General features: G+C 61.5%; 19 protein-coding genes and 2 tRNA genes. 10 read left to right on the forward strand and 11 right to left on the reverse strand.

From position 1 onward, the window contains the following. Nucleotides 1-34: 34 nt before the first annotated feature. The 4 genes from H7688_RS16945 to H7688_RS16960 are packed head-to-tail and all read right to left on the reverse strand — an operon-like array spanning nucleotide 35 to nucleotide 4,541. Entirely contained in the window at nucleotides 35-1,891 is a 1,857-nt protein-coding gene (locus H7688_RS16945; protein ID WP_183362388.1) for a methyl-accepting chemotaxis protein, read from the reverse strand. Nucleotides 1,892-1,940: 49 nt separating this feature from the next. Beyond that, complete coding sequence (locus H7688_RS16950) at nucleotides 1,941-2,558, reverse strand: chemotaxis protein CheW (protein WP_183362389.1); 618 nt, start codon at nucleotides 2,556-2,558, stop codon at nucleotides 1,941-1,943. After that, nucleotides 2,545-4,050, reverse strand: a complete 1,506-nt coding sequence (locus H7688_RS16955) for a CheR family methyltransferase (RefSeq protein WP_246329857.1) — start codon at nucleotides 4,048-4,050, stop codon at nucleotides 2,545-2,547. The genes H7688_RS16950 and H7688_RS16955 overlap by 14 nt, the downstream gene beginning before the upstream one ends. Next, nucleotides 4,047-4,541 carry a chemotaxis protein CheW gene (locus H7688_RS16960; RefSeq protein WP_183362390.1) on the reverse strand — a complete coding sequence of 165 codons (495 nt, stop codon included), beginning with the start codon at nucleotides 4,539-4,541 and terminating at the stop codon, nucleotides 4,047-4,049. The genes H7688_RS16955 and H7688_RS16960 overlap by 4 nt, the downstream gene beginning before the upstream one ends. Nucleotides 4,542-4,870: 329 nt before the next feature. Between H7688_RS16960 and cysD the strand changes: the two genes are divergently transcribed. From cysD to H7688_RS16995, 7 genes are all read left to right on the forward strand, one after another. Continuing rightward, nucleotides 4,871-5,668 (forward strand): sulfate adenylyltransferase subunit CysD, encoded by a 798-nt coding sequence (gene cysD, locus H7688_RS16965; protein ID WP_183362391.1) that lies wholly within the window; start codon nucleotides 4,871-4,873, stop codon nucleotides 5,666-5,668. Nucleotides 5,669-5,869: 201 nt separating this feature from the next. Further along, nucleotides 5,870-7,216, forward strand: a complete 1,347-nt coding sequence (locus H7688_RS16970; RefSeq protein ID WP_246329858.1) for a sulfotransferase family protein — start codon at nucleotides 5,870-5,872, stop codon at nucleotides 7,214-7,216. A gap of 27 nt (nucleotides 7,217-7,243) precedes the next feature. Next, nucleotides 7,244-8,242 carry a lysylphosphatidylglycerol synthase domain-containing protein gene (locus tag H7688_RS16975; protein WP_246329859.1) on the forward strand — a complete coding sequence of 333 codons (999 nt, stop codon included), beginning with the start codon at nucleotides 7,244-7,246 and terminating at the stop codon, nucleotides 8,240-8,242. A 63-nt stretch (nucleotides 8,243-8,305) separates the two neighbouring features. Beyond that, nucleotides 8,306-9,550 (forward strand): BamA/TamA family outer membrane protein, encoded by a 1,245-nt coding sequence (locus H7688_RS16980; RefSeq protein ID WP_183362392.1) that lies wholly within the window; start codon nucleotides 8,306-8,308, stop codon nucleotides 9,548-9,550. A gap of 31 nt (nucleotides 9,551-9,581) precedes the next feature. Continuing rightward, nucleotides 9,582-9,860, forward strand: coding sequence for a hypothetical protein (locus tag H7688_RS16985; RefSeq protein ID WP_183362393.1), 279 nt, complete (start codon nucleotides 9,582-9,584; stop codon nucleotides 9,858-9,860). A gap of 221 nt (nucleotides 9,861-10,081) precedes the next feature. Continuing rightward, complete coding sequence (locus H7688_RS16990) at nucleotides 10,082-12,514, forward strand: PAS domain S-box protein (RefSeq protein WP_183362394.1); 2,433 nt, start codon at nucleotides 10,082-10,084, stop codon at nucleotides 12,512-12,514. Between the two features lie 5 nt (nucleotides 12,515-12,519). Next, entirely contained in the window at nucleotides 12,520-12,942 is a 423-nt protein-coding gene (locus H7688_RS16995; protein WP_183362395.1) for a response regulator, read from the forward strand. Nucleotides 12,943-13,171: 229 nt separating this feature from the next. Here the strand turns inward: H7688_RS16995 and H7688_RS17000 are convergent. Both H7688_RS17000 and H7688_RS17005 read right to left on the reverse strand, forming a co-directional pair. Next, nucleotides 13,172-13,258, reverse strand: a tRNA-Leu gene (locus H7688_RS17000). Between the two features lie 399 nt (nucleotides 13,259-13,657). Next, nucleotides 13,658-14,146: a ferritin-like domain-containing protein gene (locus H7688_RS17005; RefSeq protein WP_183362396.1), complete on the reverse strand. Its 489-nt coding sequence runs from the start codon at nucleotides 14,144-14,146 to the stop codon at nucleotides 13,658-13,660. Between the two features lie 300 nt (nucleotides 14,147-14,446). Here H7688_RS17005 and H7688_RS17010 point away from each other — a divergent pair, with 300 nt between their 5' ends. Beyond that, the gene (locus H7688_RS17010) at nucleotides 14,447-15,106 is read left to right on the forward strand and encodes a fibronectin type III domain-containing protein (RefSeq protein WP_183362397.1); all 660 of its coding nucleotides are present in this window, start codon (nucleotides 14,447-14,449) and stop codon (nucleotides 15,104-15,106) included. A gap of 772 nt (nucleotides 15,107-15,878) precedes the next feature. On the opposite strand, the gene H7688_RS17015 is transcribed toward H7688_RS17010, so the two are convergent. From H7688_RS17015 to gap, 5 genes are all read right to left on the reverse strand, one after another. Then, nucleotides 15,879-15,965, reverse strand: a tRNA-Leu gene (locus H7688_RS17015). Nucleotides 15,966-16,029: 64 nt separating this feature from the next. Next, the gene (gene secG / locus H7688_RS17020) at nucleotides 16,030-16,437 is read right to left on the reverse strand and encodes a preprotein translocase subunit SecG (RefSeq protein WP_183362398.1); all 408 of its coding nucleotides are present in this window, start codon (nucleotides 16,435-16,437) and stop codon (nucleotides 16,030-16,032) included. A 68-nt stretch (nucleotides 16,438-16,505) separates the two neighbouring features. Beyond that, complete coding sequence (tpiA, locus tag H7688_RS17025) at nucleotides 16,506-17,261, reverse strand: triose-phosphate isomerase (protein ID WP_183362399.1); 756 nt, start codon at nucleotides 17,259-17,261, stop codon at nucleotides 16,506-16,508. 263 nt (nucleotides 17,262-17,524) lie between these two features. Next, nucleotides 17,525-18,727, reverse strand: coding sequence for a phosphoglycerate kinase (gene pgk, locus H7688_RS17030; protein ID WP_183362400.1), 1,203 nt, complete (start codon nucleotides 18,725-18,727; stop codon nucleotides 17,525-17,527). Nucleotides 18,728-18,886: 159 nt separating this feature from the next. After that, complete coding sequence (gene gap / locus H7688_RS17035) at nucleotides 18,887-19,882, reverse strand: type I glyceraldehyde-3-phosphate dehydrogenase (protein WP_183362401.1); 996 nt, start codon at nucleotides 19,880-19,882, stop codon at nucleotides 18,887-18,889. A gap of 277 nt (nucleotides 19,883-20,159) precedes the next feature. Here gap and H7688_RS17040 point away from each other — a divergent pair, with 277 nt between their 5' ends. Continuing rightward, a complete protein-coding gene (locus H7688_RS17040) occupies nucleotides 20,160-22,229 on the forward strand; it encodes an ATP-binding protein (protein ID WP_183362402.1) in 2,070 nt (689 codons plus the stop codon). Nucleotides 22,230-22,483: 254 nt separating this feature from the next. Beyond that, nucleotides 22,484-23,254 (forward strand): MBL fold metallo-hydrolase, encoded by a 771-nt coding sequence (locus tag H7688_RS17045; RefSeq protein WP_183362403.1) that lies wholly within the window; start codon nucleotides 22,484-22,486, stop codon nucleotides 23,252-23,254. Nucleotides 23,255-23,270 lie beyond the last annotated feature (16 nt).

Here is a 23,270-nt window from a genome sequence, read left to right on the forward strand (position 1 = left end):
AAAGCCGGGCGGGTATGCCTCCCTACGCGGCTCGTCATGCCAGGGTAAACCTGCTCACCAGCTGCTGGAGCTTCTGGTTCAGCTCGTAGAGGTTGCGCGCTGCGGCCTCGATCTGCCGGGAGCCTTCCAGGTTCTGGCCGCTTGCCTGGTTGATGCTCTGCACCGCGATGGCGATCTGGTCCATGCCGATTGCCTGTTCCTGGGTGGAGGTGACGATCTGCAAGGTGGCGTTAGAGGACTCCTCGATGGCGGCAGCGAGCTGCCGGATCGCCTCGCCGGCGGCACCGGACTGGCGCACCCCGTTCTCCACGGCCTTGCTCCCCTGCTCGGTTGCGAGCACCGCGGCGCTGGTCGCCTTCTGGATTACCCCGAGGATGCCGCGCACCTGGGCGGTCGCCTGCTTGGACTGGGTGGCCAGGTTCTTCACCTCCTGGGCCACCACGGCAAACCCCTTGCCGTGCTCCCCGGCCTTGGCCGCCTCGATGGCGGCGTTCACCGCGAGGAGGTTCGACTGTTCGGCGAGGTCGTTCACCGTGGCGATGATCTCGGCGATGGCCTGGCTCTGCTCCGAGAGGTTCACGATCCGCTCGGCGATGAAGCCCATGCGCTCGTCGATGCCGCGCATCCCGCCGATCGCCTCCTCGACCGAGAGCTGACCGTTCTTGGCCACCTGCACCGAGTTGCTGGCGCTTTCGTAGACCTGGCGCGACTTGAGCGAGGTGAGGTCGGTGGTCTGGCGCACCTCCTGGACTGTCGCGTTGGTCTCGGAGACCGAGGAAGCGGTCTCGGCCGAGCTCGAGGCGAGCTCGCTCACCGTGGTCATGATCTGGCCGGCCGAGGCGGCCAAAACGCCCACCACCTCGCGGATCTCCAGGCTCAATTCGCGCAGGCTGCGGGACATGCTGGCAAAGGAGTGCCCGAGCTGGTCCCTGTCCGAGGCGGGGACGATCTCGACGGTCAAGTCGCCGGCGGCGATCCGGTCGGCGCTGGCGGCGAGTTTTTTCAGGGAGAAGAGCATGTTGCGCATGGCGATACCGAAGACGTCGCGCTCGGAGTTGGGGACCACCTCGAGGTCCAGGTCACCCAGGGCGATCCGGTTGGCGTTTTCCCCCATGCGGCGCCACGAGGCGACCATGGTCCCCATGGAGCGGAGCAGTTGCCCGATCTCGTTGTTGCAGTCGCTGCCGATCTCCACGCTCAGGTCCCCGAGGGCCAGCCGGTCGGCGGCCACGACGGCCTCCTTGAGCGGTCCCAGGATGGAGCGGGTGATCACGTAGGCGATGGCCGCCGCCAGCGCTGCCGCGAGGCAGATCAAGAGGCCTGTCAGGGCCAGGGTCGAGCGCTGGCTTGCCTGCGACTGCTCCACGAACCCTTTGGCCTTGTTCTTGGAGAACTGCAGCACACCCTCGACCTCGGTGTCGATGGTGTTCACCTGGTGGCGGGCGAACTCCTTGTGGAAGCGGGCCGCCTCCTGGAGTTTCCCCTGGCGTACCAGGTCGACGGTGCGCTCCCGTACCGGTCGCCACTGGTCCATCAGGAACTTGATGCGGTCCATCTTGGACTTGTCGCCCAGGTAACGCTCCTTGGCGATGGCCAACTCGCGGAAGATGATCTGCTCGGAGTTGTCGATGTCCTTGAGGGCCAGGTTCAGCTCGCCAGGGTCGCTGCCATAGAGCACCACGTCCTTCATGCTGCGGTGGATCCGGATGATCTGCTCCTGGACCTCCTGGATCGAGCTGGTCACCACGAAGGGGTGCTCGAAGAACCGGGTCATCAGGTCCCCCTGCGCCACCAGGTTGCGCAGCGAGATGCCGCCCACCAGGATCAGGAACAACACCACGACCGCAAAACCTGCGATCAATCGAGAGCGGATTTTCAGATTGCCTAGCATGGAACCCCCACGTGCTGGATATTATCGTGTGCCTGCCGGATGACCGGCGTTACCCCACCTCTTCGTGTACCACGATCCTGCGATCGGCCAGGATCTTCCTCAGGTCGAGCAGCGCCAGACGGTCGGCGGTCACCCCGGCCAGGAACTCTTCGCGCAGCCCGGTGAAGGCGGACGGCGCGGGCTGGAGGTCCGCTACCGCCACCGAGGTTACCCCCAGGATGCTGTCCGCCAGAATCCCTACCTCCATGGAACCGTCAGCCACCACCATCACCCGGTTCAGGTCCGCGAGCCCCACCGAAGGGAGCTCGAAGAAACGGCGCAGGTCGATGATGGAGATGATCCGCCCGCGCAGGCTGGTGAGCCCCAGCACGAAAGGTGGGGTGCAAAAAAGCGGGGTGAACTCGGTCAGGGGGAGGGTCTGGTTCAGGTAGCGAAGCTCCAGGGCGTAGCGCTCGCCGGAGAGCAGAAATTCGAGGCAGTCCAGGTGCCGGCCGCTCCGGGCTGCCGGCGGCACGGCGGCCAGTTCGGCCGCACGGGCCTCGAGCACCGCCTGGACCTGCTCGGGCGATTCCTGATCTGGGAGGTCGGCACCGGCCTCGCGCTCATTTTCCGAAAGCGCCGGCCCGTCCGGGGCCTGTCCCGGTTGCTGTACGTTACCTGCCGCCATCTCTTCTCCTAGCCGGTGTCATGTCGCGGATCAGCTGTGCCAGCGCTCCCGCGCTCAGCCCCTCGGTTTCCGGGAGCATTTCCTGGGGATCGCGGCGTTCCAGAAGCCGCAGTGCGTTGGCGAAGTTGCGCTGGCTCTCGGCCGCGTTCCCGCTGGCCCGGTAGAGGTTTCCCAGGGCGAAGTAGGCCAGGAAAAACTCGCCGTCGATGAAGAGCACCTTCTTGAGCGCCGCGCAGGCCGCCTCCGGCTCCCCCTGGTGCTCGAGGATGATGGCCTTCAGGTAGTGGGCCTGGGTGCTCAGCTGATCTACCGAAAGGGCCGCCTCGCACAGGGGGAGCGCCTCGGCGAACCGGCTGATGTTCGCCAGGGCCCGTGCACCTAGAAGGAGCGCTTCCACCTCGACCGGTCCCGCCTCGTGCAGCCGGGCGACCAGCTCGGCGGCCTGCTGGTAATTGCCGGCGCGGTAGAGACCGAGCGCCTGGTCGAGCCCGCCGGCTGGAGCCGGCTGTGCTGCTGCCGTTTTCTGGGCTGCCGGCGCGGTCCTGGCTGCCACCCGGTGCCGTTGGCGCGTGGGGGGCGGTGCAGGCGCCGGCTTCGGAGCAGGCGCGGGCGGCGCGGCGCTTTCCGGTTTCGGCGTGGCGGGTTCCCTGGTGAGCACGAAGGCCCCATCCAGGCGCCGGCAGGAAAAACCCTCCATCTGGCGCTGGTCCACCTCGGTCGGCCCCACGAACAGGTAGCCACCCTCGTTCAGTGCCCGGTAGAAGCGGGCCATGGTCCGCTCGATCTGGGCCGAGCCAAAGTAGAGCATGACGTTTCGGCAGAAAACGATGTCGAGAAAGTCTGTTCCGGTCACCGGTTCCGCATTGGCCGGGTCTTCAGCGAGGTTCAGGTACTCGAAGCGCACCATGTCCCGGATGCGCGGCACGATCTGGTAGCGTCCGTCCGGTTGGCGCGTGAAGTAGTCCATGAGCCAGGCCGGCGCGTTGCGAAAGGACCACTTGCTGTAGCGTCCCTGCCGGGCCCTCTCGAGCGACACCTCGTTGATGTCGGTTCCCACCAGCGAGATCTGCCAGCGACCCAGGTCGGGGATGACCCGGCTCAGGAGGATCGCGAGGGTGTAGGGTTCTTCACCCGAGGCACAACCGGCGCTCCAAAGTCGCAGCGAGCGGTCGCCCTGTCGTTTGCGGGCGATCAGCGCGGGAAGCACTTCCTGTTCGAGCGCCTGGTAGCTGCGCGGGTCGCGCAGGAAGTAGGTCTCGCCGATGGTGAGCGCCCGGGCGAGCGGTTCCAGCCGGCTGCGCGAGGGGGGGGCGCTCATCAGCGCGGTAAGGAACTCCGCCAGGTCGGCCTGGCCCGCCTCCCGTGCCAGCGGGGTAAGCTTTTGCTCCAACTCCGCCAGGCGGTCCCCGGCGAAGTGCAGGGCCAGGTGGCGGGAAACGAACTGGGCGAACTGCGCGAGCGTCTCCGAGAGCACCGTCTGCCCCTGGCTCACGCCGGCGTCTCCTCGAGCGCCCGGGCAAGTTCCCGGGCCTCGTCCGGAAAGAGCAGGGTCTCAAGGTCGTGGATCAGCAAGAGCCCGTCTTCGTTGCGGGTCACCCCTTCGATGAACTCGGTGCCGCTTACGATACCCTGTGCCTTTTCGATGGCCTCGGGCAGCACCTCCTGGACACTCTCGGTGCCGTCCACGGCAAGTGCCACGGTGAGACTGCCGGCGCGTGCGATGACGAACTGGTCGCTGGTACGCAGCTTCCTCGGCTCCAGCCCGAAACGCCGGCGCAGGTCGATGAGCGGGACCGCCTGCCCGTGCAGGTCGAAAACCCCGAGAACGATCTCCGGCGCCTTGGGGAGCGGGGTAACCGCTACCGCCCGGACTACCCGGTCGACCGTTGCGACACGCAGCGCATAGCGTCTTTGTGCCAATGAAAAGATGAGGAGTTGTGCTGCGTCGATGGGGGAAACCTCGCTGGTAGCTGGCCCAGACATGTGGCGCGCTCTAATGTACAGTCCAAAGCGTCTGATATCAAGGAGATTATTCTGGGTTTGGCGGCTTGAAACACTTTTTCAGGGGAGGGTAGGGGGCGCTCCGAGCCAGGAAACTCCCGGCCTCAGACAACAACTATGTAAAACGCGGAGCTTCTCATTGAAGTGGTGCCCGTCATCCTGCCTGGTGAGGTGGAACGTGCCGCCGAGTTCCCCGGAAAAATGGGGATGCTGCGGTTGCAATCCGCAGCTCTCCTTATAGTATTTGCTGGTGCTAATTGGCGCAGGCCAATAGTTTGGCAGCCCTGGAAACTAGGCAAAGGGTGACACTGATGAGTAAGCTGGACGAACTGGAAGACCGCTCTATTTACATCCTGCGCGAGGCCTACCAGAACTTCGAGAATCTCTGCATGCTCTGGTCCATGGGTAAGGATTCCACCGTCCTGCTCTGGCTGGTGCGCAAGGCCTTTTTCGGCCACTGTCCCATCCCCCTGGTGCACATCGACACCTCGTACAAGATTCCCGAGATGATTACCTATCGCGACCGTACCGCTCAAGAGTGGGGGCTCAACCTTGTGGTCGGGCAAAACAGCGCCGCACTTAAGGAGGGGATGCATCCGACCCGGGGCACCTTTGCCTGCTGCAGTGCCCTGAAGACCGAGGCGCTGCGCCAGGTGCTCGCCGAACGCGGCTACACCGGTGTCATCGTCGGCGTACGCTCCGACGAGGAGGGGACCCGTGCCAAGGAGCGTTACTTCTCCCCACGGGACGGCAACAACGACTGGGATTTCAGGGACCAGCCTCCCGAATTGTGGGATCAGTTCAAGACCCGGTTCGAGCCGGGGACCCACCTGCGCATCCACCCCCTGTTGGACTGGAACGAGATCGACGTGTGGGAGTACATCGAGCGGGAATCCATTCCGGTCATTCCCCTCTATTTCACGCGGGGCGACGGTCGACGCTACCGCAGCCTTGGTTGTGCACCCTGCACCGCCCCCATCGCCTCCCACGCTTCAACGGTCGCCGAGATCCTCGCCGAGCTGCGGGCCTCACGGGTAGCCGAGCGCAGCGGTCGCGCCCAGGACGCCGAACGCGGCATGGAGCGGTTACGAAAAGACGGCTACATGTAAAAAGGGTGCGGGCGGCCGATGTTACGGCAGCTTGTGACGGTGGCCGCCGCTATCTGCAGTGCGGGGGCAGTTACGCTGGCCGGAAGAGACGCGGAGGTGATGCCGCCGCGCCAGGTTACCTGCCGCGCTCGAGTTCGAGTCCTCCCTCCCTGCTGCAAACGGCCAACACCATTTGAATTTGTGAAGTGAAGGAGAACACCCGTGAAACAGGACCGCAGCCCCGGCACCGGGCCGGAACTCGTGATCGATCAGCAGCGTCGGGAATCAGGGGAGGTACCCGGGGCAGGGGAGGGGTTCCGCTTCCCGCCGCTACTGGCCACCCTGGGGCACCGGGCGCTCGACAACCTGAACAGCTTCGGCCGTCTGCTCCTCAAGGACGGTCGACCCTTCATTTCACTGGACCCCGACTACCTGGTCGAGAAGAGTTGCCGTCTCACCGGGCTCACGGATTTCGGGGAACCCGATTTCAGCACCCCTTTCCGAATCCTGATGCGCTCCTTCGTGGAGGATGCCCGGCTCAACCTCCTGGGGCGCATCACGGTCGCCACCGAAATGCTCCGGGTGCTCTCCAACCGGTTGCGCATGACAAGGGACCTCAACCAGTTTCCCGGCATCGCTGCAGAGCGTATCGTGCGTCCGATGTTCATCACCGGTCTGCCCCGCAGCGGAACCACCTTTTTGCATGCGCTCCTCGCGCAGGACCCCGCCTGCCGCGCCCCCCAGGTCTGGGAGGCGATGCACCCCTCGCCCCCGCCGGAGACCGCCAGTTACCTGGTCGACCCGCGCATCGCGCGCACCCGGAAGGAACTCGCCTGGATCGACGTCCTGATGCCGGACTTCGACAAGTGCCACACCATCGAGGCGCGGCTTCCCCAGGAATGCATCGCCATCACCGACCACTCCTTTCTCAGTTACGTCTTCGAGTCCATGTACTTCGTCACCTCCTACCGTCGCTGGCACGACCGCCAGGACAAGACCCCTGCCTACCGATGCCACCGTAACTTCCTAAAGCACCTGCAGTGGCACTGCCCCGGCTCGCACTGGGTGCTCAAGGCCCCCAGTCACCTGATGGCCCTGGACGCCCTGTTCCGCGTCTACCCGGACGCCCAGGTGGTGGTCACCCACCGCGACCCCCTGAAGGTACTTCCCTCCTGCGCGAGCTTCGCCCGGGTGCTCAGGGCCCCCTTTACCGGCCCCATCGACCTGAAGGAACTGGGGGGCGAGGTGAGCCGACGCTGGGTGGACAGCGCGAACCTGCTCACCGAACTGCGCGGGACGCGCGACGACCTTGCCGGCAACTTCTGCGATGTCGGCTATCCCGAATTGATCCGGGATCCCCTGGCCGTGGTGCGCCGCATCTACCGCCACTTCGGACGCGACCTGAGGCCAGAGGCCGAGGCGGCCATGCAGCGTTTCGTCGTGGAGCATCCCAAGGACAAACGCGGTGCGCACCTCTACTCCCTCGAACAGTTCGGCCTGGACGCGGACCTGGAGCGGGAGAAGTTTCGCCACTACACCGAGTCCTACGACGTGGCCGTCGAACGGTGAGTGGTGCGCTCTCCTTCCGGGGTCCAGATGCCCGTTGACGCCACCAAGACCGGAGCCAGTCCGATGCGACGCCTGAACCTTGCCCTGTTGGCGGTGGCCTCGCTGGTCATGTTTCTCATGCTGCACAACATCGACTGGGGCACCCTGGCGCACTCCTTTTGGCAGGGGAGCCGCTACTGGCCTTTGCTTTTGCTCCCCTACGGTGCGACTACCCTGTTCTGGACCCTTTCCTGGTACCTGATTCTCCTGGGGCGTGGGGGGGCACCAGCCTGGTGGCGACTCTACCTTTACCGGCTTGCCGGTGAGTCGTTGAACCAGTTGACCCCCACCGCCTCGCTGGGGGGGGAGCCCTTCAAGGCACAGCGCCTGAACGCAGCCGGAGTCTCCTGGCCGGAGGCAACCGCGTCGCTGGTGATCCATAAGGCGCTCATGGTGGTAAGCCTCGTCTTCTACATCCTGATAAGTCTCGCCTTGACTCCCCAGGTGCTGCCGGGGCTCTCGCCGCGCCTTACCCTCTTGAGTTACCTGGGAACCCTCATCCTGGCTGGCGCCGGTGCGGCCTTTTTGGTGCTGCAGCGCCGACACCCCTGCTCGTCGTTCCTTGCGCTTTTGAGCCGGGTCGGTTTGTGCCCGGCAGTGCTGCGCGCCCGCAGCGCCGAGTGCGCAGCACTCGACCAGGCGCTGGAACATTTCTACCACCGGCATGCCGGCGCCGGGCTTGCCGCTCTTTTGTGTTACCTGGTGGGGTGGGCGCTGCACGCGGTCGAGGTCTGGGTCATCTTCTGGTTGTTGGGGCACCCGATCGGGCTTCCTCGTGCCCTCTGCCTCGATGCCCTCTGTCAGCTGGTGGCGGGACTTGGCTTCATGATCCCGGTCTCCCTGGGGGTCCAGGACGGTGGCACCATCCTGCTCTCCCTCGGGTTCAACCTGGGGGCGACCCTCGGGACCGGCTTCACGATACTCAGGCGTTTCCGCGAGGCGTTCTGGCTCTTGCTCGGGCTGGTTGCCGCAGCCCGGGGCAAGTGAGGCTGGGCACCCTTTGCCGGGCAGCCCGGCCGGCCGGTTACGACCGGCACGCGACGAGGTCTCATGCGCACCATTACCATCGCTAGCGCACTGGCAACGCTGGTCCTGCTGAGCTCCTGCACCTACCAGGTTCCCAGGAAATACCTGCCGTACCCGGTCTCCAACGAGAGTTTCGCGGATCCCGCCAAGACCGTGGCGATCCCCCTGCCGGTGATCGCGGCAAGCCCCAACGAGGGGATCACCTACGGAGGTCTCATCGCCTTTTTGCTGCACAACGCCCGGGACGAGGTCAGCACACTCATCGTCCCTCAGATGAACTACAACCAGTACTTCGGCGTTACCACTACGCTCTACGGTGCCTTTTACCCCAACCAGGACCAGACCATCCGGGTCAACCTTTCCCAAGCCACCACCACCAACCACGAATACCGCCTGCGCTACCTGAACCAGAAGTTCCTCAACGAGCGCTGGGAGCTGAACGGGATGCTCTTCGATTTCACCGACGGCTCGGCCCGGTTTTTCGGATTCCAGTCCACCTCCTCCCAGGAGAACGAGACCAACTACGCCTACCACGAGGTCGGCTTCAGTGCCGCCTTGGGGTACCGTTTCACGGAGCAGGTAGAAGCGATGCTGGGGGAACGCTTCAAAAAGGTGGGTATCTGGCACGGCGCGATCCCCTCGGTCCCCTTCATAACCGAGGTCTTTCCTGCCGACGAGATCCCGGGACTCCCCGGCTACCATGTGCACGACCAGAGACTCTCGCTTATCTACACAACCCTCGACTCTCCGAGCCTCCCCACTTCGGGGTCCTACCTCAGGTTTTCCATCGACATCAGTACGGAGCTCCTCGGGAGCTCCGCTACCTACCATGCCTACGACGGGGAAGCAAAGATGTACTACCCCACCCACGGAGGCCGTTTCATCACCGTGGCGAGGCTCGCGGCCAACCAGACGGTGGGGCATCGGGTCCCCTTCCTGGAGCAGAGTATCCTCGGGGGCGAGACCACCCTCAGAGGGTATGGACAGAACCGGTTCATCGACAAGAGTTTCCTGCTTTTGAACCTCGAGGAGCGCATCAGGCTGTTTCGCTGGGAGATCTTCAACGTGACGGCGGATTGGGAGCTGGCGCCCTTCATCGACCTGGGATCGGTGATGTCCACGCTGGTCGAGGCCAAGGCACGCAGCTTCGAGTTCAACCCGGGGCTGGGACTGCGCACCGTGGTGCGCCCCAATATCGTCGGGCGCATCGATGTGGGGGTTGGCAGGGAAGGGCCGGCGGTTTTTGTGGGGCTTGGCTACCCGTTTTAAGGTCCGGCCGACCGGCCGGGGGAGGTGAGAGATGGATCGAGCGGCATATGAACTGGTTACGGCGCTCAAGAGGGTCCTGCCCGGTGGGGTCGTCTACTGGGATCCCGAGCCACACGGGGAGGACTGGCATGGAGCGGTCCTGACGGTACGCCTGGGAGAGCGCAGGTTGTCGGTCGAGTTCCAGCGTGGCTCGCAGGCGGTTACGGGAGCCCCGGGACCCGATGCCCTGATCGCTGAACTGGTGGGTCAGTTCGCCGACCATTTTTCCCGCAGCATCTATCATAAGGAGAAATTCACCAGAATAATCTGAAACCCTCAGGGTGACTCCCCGTGGTCACGACACTTCTCGGGGCGGCGCCCTCCCTCTGCTCAGATTCAGGGTAAATGACGGGAGTACCGTCGCCTTTTCGCCCTGCGTCTCAAGTAAGTTTTTGACAACTTTGTGCTCGCGGCGTATCCTTGGGCGTCGCGCGTCGCCGACTCCTGGTGTCGAATCTCCCGAGCAGTTACCGCTGGTTTATTAAAGGAAGTATGAGCTCCATTTACCGCTACCGCTCCCTTATCGTCATCGGGTTTGCCATCTGCAATCTCATGGTGATCGTGCTTGCCTGGCACTTCCTCCAGGAAAGCAGAAACCAGCACGAGCAGTATGCCGAGGTGGTCTCCCAGAACCTTGGCAAGGCCATCGACGAGAGCATCTCGGGCGCCATTGAGAAGGTCGACCTTTCCCTGCGGGCCCTGGTTGACGAACTTGAGGAAAAGCCTGCCTGGGATGGGCGCAGGAAGGACCAGATCGAGGGGATGCTGGCAAGCTACCAACGGCGCCTGCCGGGAGGCGAGGGGATCGACGTCACCGACCGTCTGGGCCGGGTCGTCTACCGCAGCGGCGGGGTTGGGCAGCGTGGTCTTGACTGCCTGGGACGCGACTTCTTGAAGCTGTTGAACGAGCATCCCGACGCGGGCCTGCAGGTCTCGGTCCCCCTGGTAGACCCCATCACCGGCCACCAGATCATCGTGATGGCGCGTCATTATCACGGGCGCGATAGCAACTTTGGCGGCATGGTCTGCTCGCACATCAGGGTGGATCACTTCTCAAAGCTGCTGGCCCAGTTCGACATGGGAGCCAGCGGCAGCATTACCCTTTACAGCTCCGACCTGAAGCCCATTGCCAAGTTTCGCGGTGCGGGAAACGGACAGGGGCATGCGCCCGGACCGGTGCCCTCCGAACTTGCCTCCCTGCTCCGTTCGGGCGTGCGACGTGCTACCTATCGCAGCACTGCCAGCGGCTCCGAGCAGATCGTCACCTTCCACCGGCTCCCGGTAGCACCGCTACTTGTTACGGTTGCGCTGGCCAGCGAGGATTACCTGGAGCAGTGGCGCAACGACATGGTGATCACGAGCCTCCTGGTGGGAAGCTTCCTGTTGCTCTCGCTAGTCTCTGCAGGTGCCGCCTTTCAGTCCATGAGCCGCATCGGGCGCAAGAACGAGAAGCTCTTCGAGGTCAACGAGCACCTGCACCAGGTGATCGACGAGTACCAGATCCTGGCCGAGGAACTCAGGGAGAGCGAGCGGCGTTACAGCGCACTGTTCGCGAACCGTCTCAACGCCATCGCCCACTGCCGGATCGTCTCCAACGAGCAGGGGCAGCCGGTCGACTTCGCGCTGCTCAGCGTGAACCAGGCCTACGAGGAGATCCTCGGCATCCGCAAGCGCGATGTGGAAGGTCGCACCATCAGGGAGATCTATCCCGACTTCGACAGTTTCGGTTTCGACTACATCGGGGTCTTCGGCAAGATCGCCCAGTTGGGTGGCGAGACGCAGTTCGAGGCCTTCTTCGAACCGACCCAGCAGTATCTCTCCATCTACGCCTACAGCCCCCAGCCTGACGAATTCACCACCATCATCACCGACGTCACCGAGCGCAAGAAGGCCGACGAGGCGCTTCGAGTCAGCGAGAGCAAGTTCCGCATCATCTTCGACAACGAGGTGTACGGGATCATCATCTTCGAGCTGGATACCGGCCGGATCATCGACGTCAACCGCTCCCTTATCCGGATGTACGGCTATCAGCGCGAGGAACTCCTCTCCGGAATGCTTGCGTCCGACCTGTCGGCCGAACGCGATTCGTCCGAACTGCTGGTCCAGGAGATTGAAAAAAGCAGCAGTACCTTCGTACCCTTGCGCTACCACCGGAAAAAGGACGGAACGATTTTCCCGGTGGAGATCGTCGGCGGCGCCTACCAGTGGAACGGCAGGCGGGTCATGTTCAAGCTGGTGCACGACATAAGCGAGCGGGTCAAGGCCGAGGAGGCTTTGAAACGCTACGCCCAGCGGCTCATCGTGCAGGAGGAGGACCTGAGAAAGGAGGTCTCCCGCGAGCTGCACGACGATATCGGACAGGAACTGACCGCCCTTGGGCTGAACCTGGCCTACATCGGAAACCTGCTCGCCGACCAGACCCGGCCGGACCTGCGCAGCACCCTGGAGGACTCGCGCCAGCTCACCAAGGAGATCAGCCGGACCGTGCGCAACCTGATGGTCGAGCTGCGACCTTCCCAGCTCGAGGAGTACGGGTTGGGAGGTGCCCTCCGATCCTATGCCGACCAGTACCGGCAGCGTACCGGTCTGGAGGTCCTCGTGGACATCGACGAGAACATTCCACGGCTCACCCCCAAGCAGGAGATCGCCCTGTTCCGAATCACCCAGGAGGCCCTCAATAACGTTGCGAAGTACGCCCTGGCCAACCTGGTGACAGTCACCCTTTCCCGGGAGGGGGATCTGCTGCAACTCTGCATCACCGACGACGGACAGGGGTTCGTCCCTTCGACCGACAACCTGCAGCTTACCGGTTCGGGATGGGGTCTTACCATCATGCGGGAGCGGGCGGAATTGGCGGGGGGGACGCTGCGTCTCAGCTCGGAGTCCGGCATGGGTACCACGGTCCTGATCGAGATCAGGGAGTAGCCGGTATGGAGATCCGGATCCTCATCGTCGACGATCATGCCATGATCAGGAAGGTGCTCAGGCGCCATCTCCAGGACCAGGAAGGGTTTCACGTGGTGGGGGAGGCGGGTAACGGCGTCGAGGGGATCGATCTGGTCCGGTTGCTGCAACCTGACCTGGTGCTCATGGATGTCGCCATGCCCGAGATGGACGGGATCGAGGCTACGCGACGCATCCGCAGCGAGTTTCCGCACGTCAAGGTACTGATCCTGTCGGTGTATAACACGAGCGACCACCTGCACCGGGCCGTGCGCGCCGGTGCAGGTGGCTATGTGCTCAAGGAACTTGCGGCCGAGGAAGTGGGCCTCGCCATTCGTACCATCATGGGCGGTTGCCAGTTCTTCGGCGCCGAGTTGATAGATCATCTGGCACCAAGCCCTGGTGGGTGAAACGATAGGTTTCCACGGAGGTGTTCTGGATTCGGGGATGCCGCGGGAAGGGCTTTTGCGAAGAGGGGGGGCGGCATGTGCCGTGCCCTTTTTGTTTGACAGGTTCGTCCCAGGCTCAGGCAGGGTAGGGGTACGATGACGGTCGGGTGAGGGGATCAAGGTGCGACTACTTCTCGAGTGGATAAAGAAAAAGGGGTTGCGGCCTAAACCGTAACCCCTTAGTTCTTTATGGTGCCGAAGACTGGAATCGAACCAGCACACCCTTTCGAGTACTAGAACCTGAATCTAGCGCGTCTACCAATTCCGCCACTCCGGCCAATCAAGTTCCCTACGTATAGCATCGAACTTTGAAACAGGCAAGAGAAAAATGCATCGTAAGCTATTTTTTCCAGACGCTGCTCTTAGCCCGCACCTCCCGTCACTCATCGAACAGAAGAGGGGAGGGTGTCCTTCTCGATAACTTCCTGCGTTAGGACAACCAATTAGCGTGTGAGCGAACTTCTAGTACTGGGATTCACTGCTGAGGATGTACCAAGCGCTAAAGGTGGTGCCGAGGCCTGCAGCAAAGACCTCACGTCCTCCCCTTGGGATGGGCGACCAATTTAGGTTCCCGATCCCTTTGCGGGAGAGGGGGATGCGGCCTTCCCGAAATTGTCGGACGCACCAATAAAAAAGGGGGCCGAAGCCCCCTCTCTTTCCATCATGTCAGGCACGACTACTCGCGTACGAACGTGTCCATGTCAGACTCGTCAACCATGGCCATGATACGGGCGTACTCCGACTCGATGGTCAGGAAGTGGTTGTGGGTCTCCTTGGCGTTCAGCTCGAACACCTCGCGCACCGAAGGATCGGTCATGCGTGCGGCGGTCTCGCGCAGGGCCTTCTCGAGGTTGGTTTCCTTCTCCATGGCAACTTCCAGGGCCTTCTGCTCGGAGAAGTCCGGACCGATTACCTTCTGGATGGCGGTGATCCATACCGACTCGTTCTGGGGAGGAGTGGACATGAACTCTTCGAAGGAGCCGAGGTCGTTACCGCTGTATGCCTTGAAGAAGTGCGCAGCATGCTCTCTCTCTTCGCGGGCGAGCTGCTCGAACATGCGCTTGGCGTCCTGGTCTTTCATCTGCTTGGCGCCCAGCTCATAGAAGTTCATTGCGTTCTTTTCAGTCTGGATGGCCTGCTTAATTGCTTCCTGCACGTCGCTCATTACTCCTCCTTTTGTTCGGTTAACTTAGGAAATCGGTGTATACAATATATGCCGAGTGGCTCATTGTCAACACGGGAGTTGGTAGATAGTGCCTTGAGTAAGGAAATGATGGTTGCGGACAGCTAATCTACAGTCTACGGTGAGGTTCATCTACGCTTCGCCTCGCCGGGAGGTATCGGTCAGGGTTCCGATTGGATTCTGATTGGGAAAATTTTAGGTTCCCTCTTGAAACCGTCTGGCTATGGAGTATAAAAGAAACCTAATGCCAGGCCAGGCAAAATCAATCCTGTGGAGGTGCCTATGAACGCACCGCTTTCCCTGCCTACGCTCGTAAACCTCAATGTCCTGATGTCGCTCAATCCGGCTGAGGCCTTGACCATGAAAGACAACGTCGTCTCCGCGCTGACCAACCATCCCTTCTTTAAAGATATCCCGCTGGGACCCTTGGAGGAGGCCGGGAACAATCTCCAGGAAACGTTGAGCCATACCTCGGCAGGAAACTACGCGATGATCCCGCAGCGCGACCAGCATCTCAGCACCGTCATCAAAGAACTAACCAGGGTGGCATTCCGGGTTCAGTTGCAGGCCTTGGACGAGAATGCCCAGTTGCGGACGGCAGGGCTTCCCCTCCTCGAGCGTCGCACCAGGGTTCCCAAGGCACATCGGGGTCCCGTCCAGCAACTCCAAGGGTTGGAGGTGACCAACCTTGAAACGCCCGGTGAGGTCTTGATCAACGCGGACAGTCAGGAAGCCGCCTTCGGTTACCAGTTCCAGTACACCAGAAGAGATCCGAATCTCCAAGAAGACTGGATTGATGAAGCCCCAGGCCCGCATCGTGGTTGCAAGAAGATTATCGTTCGAGGTCTCGACCCCCTCAACCGCTACTCTTTCAGGGGGAGGGCTATCGGAGATGATGGACCTGGTCCCTGGTCGGCACCCGTCACCATTCCGGTAACCTAAATGGAAACCTGACGGGTCCCACGCTGAGGTGGGACCCGTCGCTTGCCAATCCTTCCCGCGATTTGTCCGCCCTACCTCTGATGTCATCCCGCTGCCAGGAACCCTCTCTCAGAGCCTCGCGACCACCATGTCCCCAATTCCCGCAATCCTCCGGGAACCAGCGATCAGCATCCCGCTAATAGCGACCACCCCCTCGCTAATAACGACCACCTAACCGCTAATAGCGACCACCTAACCGCTAATAGCGACCACCTAACCGCTAATAGCGACCACCTAACCGCTAATAGCGACCACCTAACCGCTAATAGCGACCACCCCCTCGCTAATAGCGACTACCCCATCGCTAATAACGACTACCCCATCGCTAATAACGACTACCCCGTCGCTATTAACGACCACCCCGTCGCTATTAACGACCACCTCATCGCTATTAACGACCACCTCATCGCTATTAGCGGACAGCACCCCGCCAAAAGGTGGGCCACCTCGCTCATGAGGATCCTTGCCGGCGTCTGGCGTGAGGGGAAGCCCTGGGACTGTCCGGTAGGTTGGATAGCTACGATACGTGAATATCGACTACTGCTTTCGGGGACTGGCTCGGGATGGAGGGACGGCTAGGCAGGAACTGCTCCGCGCTATAACTTTCCATAGTACTTATTGTGAATCGGTTTGAGTGAGAGTCTCGAGGAGGGGAGAGGTACTTAGCGGGAAATGTTCTGAACAAAAAGAAAAGCGCCCTGGTCGTTAAGACCAGGGCGCTCTTTGTTATCGATGGTGCCGAAGACGAGACTCGAACTCGTACAGGCTGTCGCCCGCCACCCCCTCAAGATGGTGTGTCTACCAATTCCACCACTTCGGCAAGAAGTCCTCGATATTTATCATTAGTACTGCGAGATGTCAACCAAAAAGTACAACGCTTTATTTTATTTCTGTGCCGGAGCCGACTGAACAGGTGCAGCAGGTGCTACGGGAGCTGCGGGTGCTGCCGGAACTACGGGTGCTGCGCCGGGAGCGGCCGGAGCTGCCGGCTTCTGCAGCGGCATGCCGCCCATCGGGGCCGGCTTCGCCTTTGCTGCATTGGACATGATCGAAGAACTGCCACCTTTACCCGAGACGAAGGCAAGGGACAGGGACGTCAGCATGAAGATGATCGCTGCACTGGTAGTTACCTTGCTCATGAAGGTGTTGCCGCCGCCGGCACCGAAGACCGACTGGCTACCGCTGGCGCCGAAAGAAGCACCCATTTCCGCACCTTTGCCGGACTGGAGCAAGACAACCACGATCAGGGCTAAACAGACGATGACGTGCAGTGTTACCAGTAAAATTGTCATTAAACGTGTTACCTCCGAGAAATTTCAACATGCTTGTTTAACACAATTCCCGGAAAAAACAAAGCCCTTTATTGTCCGAAGTTCACGATGGCGGCAAAGGATGCCGCTTTGAGACTTGCTCCACCAACCAGGGCGCCGTCTATGTCAGTGCAGGCCATGAGCCCCTTGACGTTCTCGGGCTTCACGCTGCCGCCGTACAGGATACGTACTTTCCCGGCGTCATCGGCACCGTAGAGTTCGGTGACCACGCCGCGGATAAAGGCATGCGCCTCCTGTGCCTGGGCGTCCGTGGCGGTCTTGCCGGTGCCGATGGCCCAGACCGGTTCGTAGGCTATGATGACCGGGGCGAACTGTGCGGCGCTGATCCCCTCGAGGCCGCCTCTTACCTGGCGCTCCAGGACAGCGAAGGTTTCGCCGGCTTCCCGGGCTGCCAGGGTCTCGCCGATGCAGAAGATCGGGATGAGCGGGCCCTGGAGAGCTGCCTTGATCTTCTTGTTGACGGTCTGGTCGGTCTCGCCGAAGTACTCGCGGCGCTCGGAATGGCCGATGATGACGTAGCTGGCTCCGGCGTCCAGGAGCATCCTCGAGGATACCTCACCGGTGAAGGCGCCTTCTTCTTCCCAGAAGACATCCTGGGCTGCCAGGTTTATCCGGGTGCCGGCGACGGCGGGCACCAGGGAGGGGAGCACGGTGAATACTGGGGCCACCACGACCTCGACCTGGCTGGCATCCGCCACCAGCGGGGCGAGTTCCTCGATGAGGGAGAGTGCTTCCTGTTTTGTCTTGTAGAGTTTCCAGTTGCCAGCGATTACCGGTTTGCGCATGAATCCCCTCCAGAAGGTTGCCTGATGCGCGCTGACCTTCCGCCAGCAGGAGGGCGGGGAACCACTCCGGGCCCGTCGTGCCCCATCCCCACCCCGACCCTCGCCTTGAAGGGGAGGGGGAGTTTTGCCAGCGGAAAATTGCGTTGATCAGTAATGGTTGTGAAGAAAGCCGTGCAAATACCTGCGGTACCGGTCGGGCAGCGCAAAGAGCGGGAGAGGGGAGGGGAGTGCCGCCCCTTCTCCCGCAACTGTCTGCACGACGCTTAGTGTTTGTGCCCGTTGTCCTCGAGGACCTTGATGCCCGGGAGTTTCTTCCCTTCCAGAAGTTCCAGGAAGGCGCCGCCACCGGTAGAGATGTAGCTGATCTTGGCGTATTCGCCGGCACGGTGCACCGCGACGTCGGTGTCCCCGCCACCTACGATGGTAAGGGCGTAGGAGTTTGCCACGGCCGAAACCATGGCGAAGGTGCCGCGCGAGAAGGCGTCCATCTCGAACACGCCCATCGGGCCGTTCCAGACGATGGTCTTCGAGTTCTGCAGCGCCTCGGCAAAGAGCGTCACGGTAGCCGGTCCGATGTCCAGCGCCATCCACCCCTCGGGAATCTCCTGCACGGTGCAGACCTTGGTCTCGGCTGCCGGGTTGAACTGGTCGGCAACGACGCAGTCGACCGGGAGGTAGAACTTGACACCCTTCTCGGCGGCCTTCTTGAAGGTGGCCATTGCCGTGTCGATCAGGCTGTCCTCGACGAGCGACTTCCCGACGTTGTAGCCAAGCCCTTTCAGGAAGGTGAAGGCCATGCCGCCGCCGATGATGATCTTGTCCACCTTGTCGCAGAGGTTTTCCAGGACCTCGATCTTGCCGGAGACCTTGGCGCCGCCAAGGATGGCGACCAGCGGGCGGATCGGGTTCTGCATCGCCTTGTCGAAGTAGTTCATCTCGTTTTTCATCAAGAAGCCCGCGGATACCACGGGGATGAAATTGGTGATGGCCTCCACCGAGGCGTGGGCGCGGTGCGACACGGCGAAGGCGTCGTTGACGTAGATCTCGCAGCCGTTCACCAGTTCCTTGGCGAAGTCGGCGTCGTTTTTCTCCTCACCCTGGTAGAAACGGAGGTTTTCGAGCATGATGATGTCGCCCGGTTGCATGGCGTCGACCATCGCGTGCACCTCGGGACCGATGCAATCCGGGGCGAGTTTCACTTCCTTGCCCAGGAGGCGGGAAAGGCGTTTGGCGGCCGGGGCCATGGAGTACTTCTCCTTGCGCTCCCCCTTGGGGCGCCCCAGGTGCGAGGCGAGAACGATCTTCGCCTTCTGGTCCAAGGCGTAGTTCAAGGTGGGGAGCACGGCGCGGATGCGGGTGTCTTCGGTGATGTTCTGGTTGTCGTCCAGCGGCACGTTGAAGTCGACGCGCATGAAGATCTTCTTGCCGGCCAGGTTGTCTATCTCGTCGATGTAGCGAATTGACATGATCCCTCCTGAGGTATGACGGGAATGATCCCTAAAACGAATAACGCTGTAGAGCGCACACCGGGCGCTGCGGGTAGCACACACCGGGGGTAAAAGCGGCAAAAAGACGGGGAGAGTAAACCCTCCCCGTCTTTTCAGGTCTGCGGTGCTGCCAGTTCGTTAAAGCAGGATTTTCATCAGGCTGACGACGCGGTTGGAGAAGCCTGCCTCGTTGTCGTACCAGGAGATCACCTTCACCATGTTGCCGGCGATGGCCTTGGTGCAGGAGGCATCGACGATGGAGGAGAGGGGGCAACCGTTGAAGTCGATGGAGACCAGGGGCTCGGTGGTGAAACCGAGGATCCCTTTGAGCGGCCCTTCGGCGGCAGCCTTGAGGGCTGCGTTGACCTGCTCGGCGTCGGCCGGCTTCGCGAGGGTCACGACCAGGTCGACGACCGAGACGTTCGGGGTCGGGACGCGGATGGCCATGCCGTCGAGTTTGCCCTTGAGTTCCGGAAGCACCAGGGAAACCGCCTTGGCGGCGCCGGTGGTGGTCGGGATCATGGAGAGGGCGGCGGCGCGGGCGCGGCGCAGGTCCTTGTGCGGCAGGTCGAGGATGTTCTGGTCGTTGGTGTAGGAGTGTACGGTGGTGACCAGACCCTTCTCGATGCCGAAGGTCTCGTGGAGCACCTTGGCGACCGGAGCCAGGCAGTTGGTGGTGCAGGAGGCGTTGGAGATGATGTGGTGCTTGGACTTGTCGTACTCTTTGTCGTTAACGCCCATGACCACGGTGAGATCCGGGTCGGTAGCGGGGGCGGAGATGATGACCTTGGCTGCGCCGGCGGTGAGGTGCTGGGCTGCCTTTTCTTTGGCGGTGAAAAGACCGGTGGCCTCGAGGACCACGTCGACTTTCAACTCTTTCCAGGGGAGTTCGGCCGGGTTGCGTACGGCCAGCACCTTGATGGCCTTGCCGTTAATGACGATAGAGTCGCCTTCTGCCTTCACCTCGCCCGGGAAAGCGCCGTGTACGGAGTCGTACTTCAGCAGATGGGCCAGCGTCTTAGCGTCAGTGAGATCGTTGATGGCGACGAATTCGATGTCCTTGTCCTGGGCAGCTGCCCTCAGGACGCAACGCCCGATTCTGCCGAAACCGTTAATCGCTACTCGTAAAGCCATGTGCTCCTCCCCGGATTATAATTAAGATTTACTTCTCAATCGGCATAGTATACGGACGTGGGCGCGACAGTCAACAATTTTGTTCAAGAAAAGTTGGCTTTTGGTCGATAGCACGGATGTGACTCACCAGTGCTGTCGCTTGCCATTCTGTGACGTGCATCACCTTGTCTTGAGACAATAAATCCGGATAATTATTGACTTTTCAAGCCAATATAATTATGCTGCAATATCCGGCGCTGTATCCAGTCACTCCCAAGGTTTGGAACTTACCTCATAGATGAACATGACGCTTGAAAAACGCATAACGCTCTTCTCCTTCCTGATCCTGTTCCTCACTATCTTCGTGGGATCCGGAATGGACATCATGGCGTTGCGCAAGGACCAGGTGAACGCCCTCAACCTGCGTTCCCGCAGCCTTGCCAGTGCGCTCAAGGTCAACATCGAGAAAGTACTCAACCTGGGTCTGGACCTTAGGGACATGACGGGCCTCTCCGAGAAGTGCCGCGAGATCATGGCCGGGAATTCCGACCTCGCCTACTGCATCGTCTCCGATCCCAAGGGCAACATCCTCTTCGCCAGTGATCCCCGTTTTCTCTCCCTGCCGTCCCTGCCGGTACCACCCCAACCCCAGAACTCCCAAAGCCGCCTGACGTTCACCATCGAGGGGCAGGAAGGGTCCTACTACGATTCTGCGGTCCCCATCAAGGCCGCGGATGGCAGGCAGGTCGCCCAGGCGCACGTCGGGTTCAGCGAGCAGGTCGTCTTCGACAAGGTGAAGGGGATGATCTTCAAGACCCTGTACCTGCTCTGCATGGCGCTGGGGGTGAGCTTCTCGCTGGTGGTCATCTTCGTCAAGAAGTACGTGATGTCGCCGATCTCCACCCTCCTTAAGGGGGTGAAACAGATATCGGAAGGGGCCTTCGACACCCAGATCGGCGAGGTGCGGGTCCCCGAGTTCAACGAACTGGCCCGCAACATCAACCTGATGTCCCAGTTCCTGAAGCACAGGGACGAGCAGATCAAGAAGAACTACCAGGACATGGAGAAGACCTTCGAGGAGCTGCACGCCTCCTACCGCAAGCTCGAAACCATGAGTGCGGACCTGGAGCGTTCCGAAGAGCTCTACAAGTCCCTCATGGAAGACGCAAGCGACGCCATCCTGGTCATGGGGGCCGACGAGTCGATCCGCATGGTAAACAAGATGGCCGAGGAGTTCTTCGGCTACGAGGCGCGCGAGCTGGTGGGGCTGCCGCTTACCAAGATGCTGCTGCTTTTGAACATCGGCAACATCCCCAAGCTGCAGCGCATCTTCCGCGAGGCGGCCGGCGGCGCACACATCCAGGAGGAGATGCAGCTTCTGAAGAAGGGGGGCGGGGTGATGGTCGCGATGCTCCACGCCACTGCCATCAAGAGCGGCAGCGAGACCCTGGTGCAGGCCATCTTCCGCGACGTGACCCGCGAGCGCGAGATCATCGCCAACCTTGAGAAGAGTTCCGCCGACCTGGCGCGCCTGAACCGGATGAAGGACTCCTTCCTGGGGCTCGCCTCCCACGAGCTGAAGACCCCGCTCACCGTCATCATGGGGTATTCCGAGCTGATCGTCACCGACATGGCGGACCGCGTCGACAAGACGGTTCTCGAGATGGTCACCAACATAAGTAACGCCGCAAGCCGACTGGACAACATCGTGAAGGACATGGTCGACGTGTCGCTCATCGACGAGAAACGGCTGCAGCTCAAGATGGAGGACATCCAGCTGAACCGGCTCATCGAGGCCGCGGTGAACGAGCTGCGCTTCTTCTTCTCCATGCGCAAGCAGGAAGTGGTGGTGAACCTCGACGAGTCGATCCCCACCTTGCGCGGCGATGCCCTGCGGATCATGCAGCTGCTCTCCAACATTCTCGGTAACGCCATCAAGTTCACCCCCGACGGCGGCCGCATCACCGTCGCCAGTTCCGCGAAGTACCTCCTGCGCGGGGCGCCGGTCACCGAGGCGCAGTCGACGGCCTTCGCCGCCGGACGCGAACACCACCTGTTCCTGGAGATCACGGTAACCGATACCGGTATCGGCATCGACCGCGACGACCAGTTGCGCGTCTTCGACAAGTTCTACGAGGTCGGCAACATCCAGGAGCACTCCAGCGGGAAGGTCGCCTTCAAGGCCAAGGGGGCGGGGTTGGGGCTTTCCATCGCCAAGGGGATCGTCGACATGCACGGCGGCGAGATCTGGGTCGAGTCGACCGGCTACAACCCGGAGAAGATGCCCGGTTCCACGTTCCATATCCTGCTGCCGCTCAACCCCATGCTGGGTGAGAACATCGCGGATTACTCCAGGCTGCTCCGTTAGTGGCAACTCAGCAAGTTAACCTTGAATCTGCCGCCCATTTCCTGTATATAACTTAGGTTTTTCACCCCTTTTTAAACTACGACCTTTACCCCCAATCCCTCACCACAGTGTCGTGCCGAGGTTGCTGCAACCTGACCGAAGAGTCGCTTCACGGTAAGTTCCGTTGCCGTAACGAGTTTTGAACGTCGTGGTGTTTCTTCGGTGGGTGGCAGGGTGGTTTTGATTGCAGCAGTACCCATTCTCTGGAGGGATTGATGAAGCTTTGCCTTTTGGCAAGCGGCAGCAAGGGGAATAGTCTCTTTCTGGAAACCGATTCCTGTCGTCTATTGATCGATGCCGGGCTCTCCGGCCGGGAGGCCCTGAACCGGCTGGCCTCCATCGGGGTTGCCCCGGAAACGATCGACGGCATCCTCATCACCCACGAACATACCGATCATATCCGCGGCGTCGGCACCCTGGCCCGGCGCCTGAAGATCCCCGTACTGATGGCGTCACGCACCCACGATGCCGCGCGTCACGTCATCGGCAAGGTGGACCTGGTCGAATTCGACCCCGGCAGCGCCCTCTGTTTCAAGGGGCTGAACATCGATCCGTTTCCCATTACCCATGACGCCACCGACCCGGTCGGCTACCGCATCGAGGGGAGCGAAGGGTGCATCGGCTTCGCCACCGACCTGGGGATCGCCACCCGTCTTACCTGCGAAAAACTGAAGAACTGCCGCGCGCTGGTGCTGGAATTCAACCACGACGAAGAGATGCTGCAAAACGGCCCCTATCCCTGGCACCTGAAGCAGCGCATCCGTTCGCGTCACGGCCACCTCTCCAACTCCGAGGGTGCCGCGCTTTTGGAGGAGCTGCTCCATGCCGGACTGGAAGGGGTCTTCCTGTCGCATCTCTCCGAGGTGAACAACGACCCCTCCCTGGCGATGCTGGCCGCGACCAACCTGGTCAACGGGCAGAACCTCTGCGCTCCTCAGCTTTTCCTGGGGAACCAGTATGAGACAAGCGGAGTACTCGACATTTAGTTCATGATCCTGTAAA

The sequence above is a fragment of the Geomonas limicola genome, assembly GCF_014193675.1.
Lineage (GTDB): Bacteria > Desulfobacterota > Desulfuromonadia > Geobacterales > Geobacteraceae > Geomonas > Geomonas limicola.

Coding starts and splice junctions, on each gene's coding strand:
- H7688_RS16945 (WP_183362388.1), bottom strand. CDS start 1,891: ATGCTAGGCAATCTGAAAATCCGCTCTCGATTGATCGCAGGTTTTGCG.
- H7688_RS16950 (WP_183362389.1), bottom strand. CDS start 2,558: ATGGCGGCAGGTAACGTACAGCAACCGGGACAGGCCCCGGACGGGCCG.
- H7688_RS16960 (WP_183362390.1), bottom strand. CDS start 4,541: ATGTCTGGGCCAGCTACCAGCGAGGTTTCCCCCATCGACGCAGCACAA.
- cysD (WP_183362391.1), top strand. CDS start 4,871: ATGAGTAAGCTGGACGAACTGGAAGACCGCTCTATTTACATCCTGCGC.
- H7688_RS16975 (WP_246329859.1), top strand. CDS start 7,244: ATGCCCGTTGACGCCACCAAGACCGGAGCCAGTCCGATGCGACGCCTG.
- H7688_RS16980 (WP_183362392.1), top strand. CDS start 8,306: ATGCGCACCATTACCATCGCTAGCGCACTGGCAACGCTGGTCCTGCTG.
- H7688_RS16985 (WP_183362393.1), top strand. CDS start 9,582: ATGGATCGAGCGGCATATGAACTGGTTACGGCGCTCAAGAGGGTCCTG.
- H7688_RS16990 (WP_183362394.1), top strand. CDS start 10,082: ATGAGCTCCATTTACCGCTACCGCTCCCTTATCGTCATCGGGTTTGCC.
- H7688_RS16995 (WP_183362395.1), top strand. CDS start 12,520: ATGGAGATCCGGATCCTCATCGTCGACGATCATGCCATGATCAGGAAG.
- H7688_RS17005 (WP_183362396.1), bottom strand. CDS start 14,146: ATGAGCGACGTGCAGGAAGCAATTAAGCAGGCCATCCAGACTGAAAAG.
- H7688_RS17010 (WP_183362397.1), top strand. CDS start 14,447: ATGAACGCACCGCTTTCCCTGCCTACGCTCGTAAACCTCAATGTCCTG.
- secG (WP_183362398.1), bottom strand. CDS start 16,437: ATGACAATTTTACTGGTAACACTGCACGTCATCGTCTGTTTAGCCCTG.
- tpiA (WP_183362399.1), bottom strand. CDS start 17,261: ATGCGCAAACCGGTAATCGCTGGCAACTGGAAACTCTACAAGACAAAA.
- pgk (WP_183362400.1), bottom strand. CDS start 18,727: ATGTCAATTCGCTACATCGACGAGATAGACAACCTGGCCGGCAAGAAG.
- gap (WP_183362401.1), bottom strand. CDS start 19,882: ATGGCTTTACGAGTAGCGATTAACGGTTTCGGCAGAATCGGGCGTTGC.
- H7688_RS17040 (WP_183362402.1), top strand. CDS start 20,160: ATGAACATGACGCTTGAAAAACGCATAACGCTCTTCTCCTTCCTGATC.
- H7688_RS17045 (WP_183362403.1), top strand. CDS start 22,484: ATGAAGCTTTGCCTTTTGGCAAGCGGCAGCAAGGGGAATAGTCTCTTT.